This is a genomic window from Geobacillus sp. LYN3 (assembly GCF_003064505.1).
Classification (GTDB): Bacteria; Bacillota; Bacilli; order Bacillales; family Anoxybacillaceae; genus Parageobacillus_B; species Parageobacillus_B toebii.
The window spans coordinates 1-3,709 of record NZ_QCWL01000025.1; the positions used below are offsets into that span (position 1 = coordinate 1).

A 3,709-nucleotide genomic window follows, 5' to 3' on the forward strand; every position below is an offset into this window, starting at 1 on the left:
GCATATTTATCAAAATTTGGGGGCTAGAAGTTCAATTTATCTCGAAGAATTTTTACTCCTCAGAGCTGATGGAGCTGATTATTAAAATTAGCCTCCTGCTAAACACCATTCAGCGGGAGGCTTTTCGGTTTACCTTGCTTTTTCCATGCGCTTGCAATCATCCCTTCCAACGAATATTCCGCTTTTCAGCCAACTCGTCATCCATTTTTTGCGATGAAGCAACAACGGGCATCGGTCGATGGATTCAATGCTGGCTTTGCGGCCGGTGGCTTTTTCACATGTTTCCATCACTTAATCCTAAACCGTTGCCAAGACGGTAAATGGCGATTTTTTTGTGCTGTTTTTTTAATCAGATCAGTGTGTTCTTACCAAAGTACAAGTCGTTTTTTATGGTGTTGACAAAAATGGACACATGTAATATTATTCTTACATGTAAAATATTTATTACATATGTTATTAAATTTTTAACTATTAAATATCCCAAAATGAAAGGGGGATGCTGAGTACCGTAAAACTTTAAACGGGGTTATAGCAGTCGAGAAGATTGGATAAGACGCGGAATAAAAAGGGAGAGACATAGTGATGATAAATAAAAATCCGAGCTTGTCTGGAGATGACTTGTCTGGTGATGAATTGCTTGCTGTATTGGAAGCTCTGTCGAACCCTCATCGCTTAAAAATTATTTCTATATTAGCAAAAGAGAGGCAGTATGTGAGCCAATTAGCAAGAGCCGTTCAGATGAGCCGTCCCTTGCTTTATATGCATTTGCAGAAATTAGAGGCAGCGGGGCTGGTAACGAGTGAGTTGGAGCTGTCAGAGGACGGCAAATCCATGAAATATTATGAATTAAAGCCTTTTGATATTCGTTTAACGAAAGAATTGATTGCAAAGTCGATAAACACACTGACCATCAAGAAGAAAGGAGAATGAACATCATGCATACGGGTGTATTTTATAGTTTAACTGTATTGGTATTGACAACAATCATTATCGTCTATTTGATCAAAACATGGCACGTCAAAATACAAGCAGGGAAAGAACAAGCTTATCAAAAAATGTCCGAAGAATTGCTCGCTTTACAACGAGACACAAGCGAACATCAAAAGCAAATTCTTCAAGAACTCCAAGATCTGAATAACCGAATGAAAAATGTTGAAAAAATCCTTCGAGAGGTAGAATAAAGGTAAATCAAAGTGTTTGAAAAATACCAAAAGGAGCGAAGCACCAAAGAAGATGCTCCGTTCCTTTTAGTCAACATTGCCGCTTCCATCAAATAATGCGATAAATTCTTCATCAATATCGACAACGATAAATTCGATGTCTTTCACCGGTTCCAACACTTCTTTGAAGATGGCGGCGACTTTTGCTTTATCCAAATTTCCTACTCCTGTTCCCAACGCCGGCAGGGCTACTTTGTTAATTCCATGTTTTTGACAATAAGCGACTAAATTGTTTAAGCATGTTTTGACAATGTCATAAGAGGTCGCTCCTGCCGGTTCTTTCATCGTCACTAGATGAATAATGTTTTGAAACGGAAGTGTTCCCGCATGGGTGACATACAGGTCGCCTGGCATCGGATTTTGCTCCTGACAAACTTTGATCGCTTCTATTTCAATCTCTTTGCCGCCAGCTCTGCGAATCGCGCCTGCCACTCCTCCTCCCATCGGACCGATTCCGTTTGCCGCGTTGCAAATGTAGGAAACATCTTGAAGTTTCGTAATGTCTCCATGCACGGCTTTGATCATAACTATCCCTCCAATTCACTCCAATATTTTCTTTCTTCGAAAACAATCAAAGCAATTGATCCATTAGCTATTGAAGACTTGGCAGAGAACTCCTGTAAACGTGATTCTTTTGTCAGGAACGAGCTGCCATTGTTTGTGCAAAAACATGAAGAGGCGATCATATATGTTCTATATAAGACCTCTTGCATATCGCTACATAAATTTTTGGCAATAAACCATTTAATCGTCCAATGTTTTCTTAGCTAGTTCATTCAACTCTTCTCTACTAAGTTTCGTCACGGACATAATCATTTCGAGGTCTAACCCAGCACGAAGCATTTCCAATGCAACCTGTCGAACTCCTTCTTTCCGCCCTTCTTCCCGACCTTTCTTCAATCCTTCTGCTCTCCCTTTCTTTAATCCTTCCTCTAGTCCTGCGCGCCGCTCCCCAAGAAGATTGGAAAGCTGGTCGCGCAGCCATTTCAGCCGCATCTCATACGCATATCGGTTTTCCGGACTGACGCTTAACTTCTCCCATTCTTCTAACGCTTCGCGAATTTCTTGTTCATTCATCGCCCACTCCTCCAATTCATCGAAAAGCGTAGGCGGCTCGCTTATCCCCGAAACGCGCTGGAGGACCCGCGAGGAGGCTCAGACCAAACAAAGTTTGGCCTTGCGTGGGTTACTCAGAGAAGTTAACTCAATGTGTCGCCGCCACAGCGGGGCCGAAGCGTCGCGAGGGGATAGCCGCCGAAGCTAGACATTCATAAACAAATTCTTCATCCCACATTTTTTTCAAATGTCTACCACCGATAACATCATCAGCCACGGCACTTCTGCCGACTTTTTCATCTCCCGCCGATATTTCTTCCATTGTACCATAAACTGTGACAAATCAATCGCATGGAATTCAATATGAGCGCTCCAAAGGAAATGTTCCTCATCTTCACGCAAATGAAACACGGTATGAAAGCGGTCTGTTTCATGAGGAAATAAAGGGTAGTTGAGGATCGTAACCATAATGGTAGGAGGAAGCTCAGAATACGCTTGTCCGGAGGAGAGCGACGCAGAAAACAGCCTCGCCCAATAATACAACACCCGCTCCGGCAAATCATGCTGGTGAACAACCTGAATTTCCACGTTAATCCGCTCGCCCCGGTCGGTAAACACGAGCACATCTAAGCGGCTCGTTTTTCCATCTTCCGTTTCTTTCGCAAGCTCCGTATTTTCATACTGCACATCGACAATACGGTCGCGTCCGCTCCGATGCAAAATAGCGTTCAAAAAAGCAATCGTAATCCGCTTTCGGCTCGGATGGCCAAACAACTGTTTAAACATGAAATCCATTTTCAAATCGAGGTATTCTTTCATGACGAGGATCATCCTTTCGGGGAGAGTATTGAGGAGAATAGAGGTTACATCTTCATTAAAATAGGCAAGGAAGGAAAAGTCAATAAGAATACTGAATTTTTTTACAAAAAAGGAGAGCGAACCACCTTCGCGGAAACGCTCTCCTTCTCTTTTATCCTGCTAATCTCCGGCAAATTTCGGGAAGATACTGTGTGTCTTTTTATAATGATCTGTCCTAACGTATACGACCGCTGTCGATAAGAAAATAAAGCTTTTCCGATGGCTGACAAGTGACAAGCATCCACAAAATCTCCCGTCAGCTTTCCGGCTCGGCAGGCGCCTGCGGCTTTACTTTCCGCAAAAAGAAAATGCCAAGGAGCACCATCACCAAAAGCGATCCCATCGCCAACCGATTGGCAATGTTTCCATACGAATGAAGAAGGAGAGTAATGCTTCCGTAAACCGCCGGACCGACGATGGCCGACACTTTTCCGGAAAAAGCGAACAGCCCGAAAAATTGCCCTTGCTTGTCTTTCGGCGAAAGTTCGACAATATACGTTCTCGAAGTCAACTACCCAACGGCTAAAGCCGTGGGCTTGCAACTAGCCTAATTGGCTGCCGCGTTCGGCTGGTTG

General features: G+C 43.3%; 4 protein-coding genes and 2 pseudogenes. 2 read left to right on the top strand and 4 right to left on the bottom strand.

Going from position 1 to position 3,709, the window contains the following annotated elements; translation table 11 throughout:
- Nucleotides 1–129: 129 nt before the first annotated feature.
- The gene (locus DCC82_RS17515; protein WP_156482450.1) at nt 130–288 is read right to left on the bottom strand and encodes a hypothetical protein; all 159 of its coding nucleotides are present in this window, start codon (nt 286–288) and stop codon (nt 130–132) included.
- Nucleotides 289–582: 294 nt separating this feature from the next.
- Between DCC82_RS17515 and DCC82_RS16600 the strand changes: the two genes are divergently transcribed.
- Both DCC82_RS16600 and DCC82_RS16605 read left to right on the top strand, forming a co-directional pair.
- Complete coding sequence (locus tag DCC82_RS16600; RefSeq protein WP_097355105.1) at nt 583–930, top strand: ArsR/SmtB family transcription factor; 348 nt, start codon at nt 583–585, stop codon at nt 928–930.
- A 5-nt stretch (nt 931–935) separates the two neighbouring features.
- Entirely contained in the window at nt 936–1,181 is a 246-nt protein-coding gene (locus tag DCC82_RS16605; RefSeq protein WP_015865226.1) for a hypothetical protein, read from the top strand.
- Between the two features lie 66 nt (nt 1,182–1,247).
- Here the strand turns inward: DCC82_RS16605 and DCC82_RS16610 are convergent, their stop codons facing one another.
- The 3 genes and pseudogenes from DCC82_RS16610 to DCC82_RS16625 all read right to left on the bottom strand — a co-directional run.
- Nucleotides 1,248–1,745, bottom strand: coding sequence for a macro domain-containing protein (locus DCC82_RS16610; RefSeq protein WP_097355106.1), 498 nt, complete (start codon nt 1,743–1,745; stop codon nt 1,248–1,250).
- A gap of 219 nt (nt 1,746–1,964) precedes the next feature.
- Nucleotides 1,965–3,107 (bottom strand): annotated as a pseudogene (locus DCC82_RS18905) (Rpn family recombination-promoting nuclease/putative transposase).
- A gap of 283 nt (nt 3,108–3,390) precedes the next feature.
- A pseudogene (locus DCC82_RS16625) lies at nt 3,391–3,645 on the bottom strand (MFS transporter); the annotation flags it as partial.
- Nucleotides 3,646–3,709: the final 64 nt, after the last annotated feature.

Excerpts from the sequence above, each read along its gene's own strand:
- DCC82_RS16600 (WP_097355105.1), top strand. The coding sequence starts at position 583 with ATGATAAATAAAAATCCGAGCTTGTCTGGAGATGACTTGTCTGGTGAT.
- DCC82_RS16605 (WP_015865226.1), top strand. The coding sequence starts at position 936 with ATGCATACGGGTGTATTTTATAGTTTAACTGTATTGGTATTGACAACA.
- DCC82_RS17515 (WP_156482450.1), bottom strand. The coding sequence starts at position 288 with ATGGAAACATGTGAAAAAGCCACCGGCCGCAAAGCCAGCATTGAATCC.
- DCC82_RS16610 (WP_097355106.1), bottom strand. The coding sequence starts at position 1,745 with ATGATCAAAGCCGTGCATGGAGACATTACGAAACTTCAAGATGTTTCC.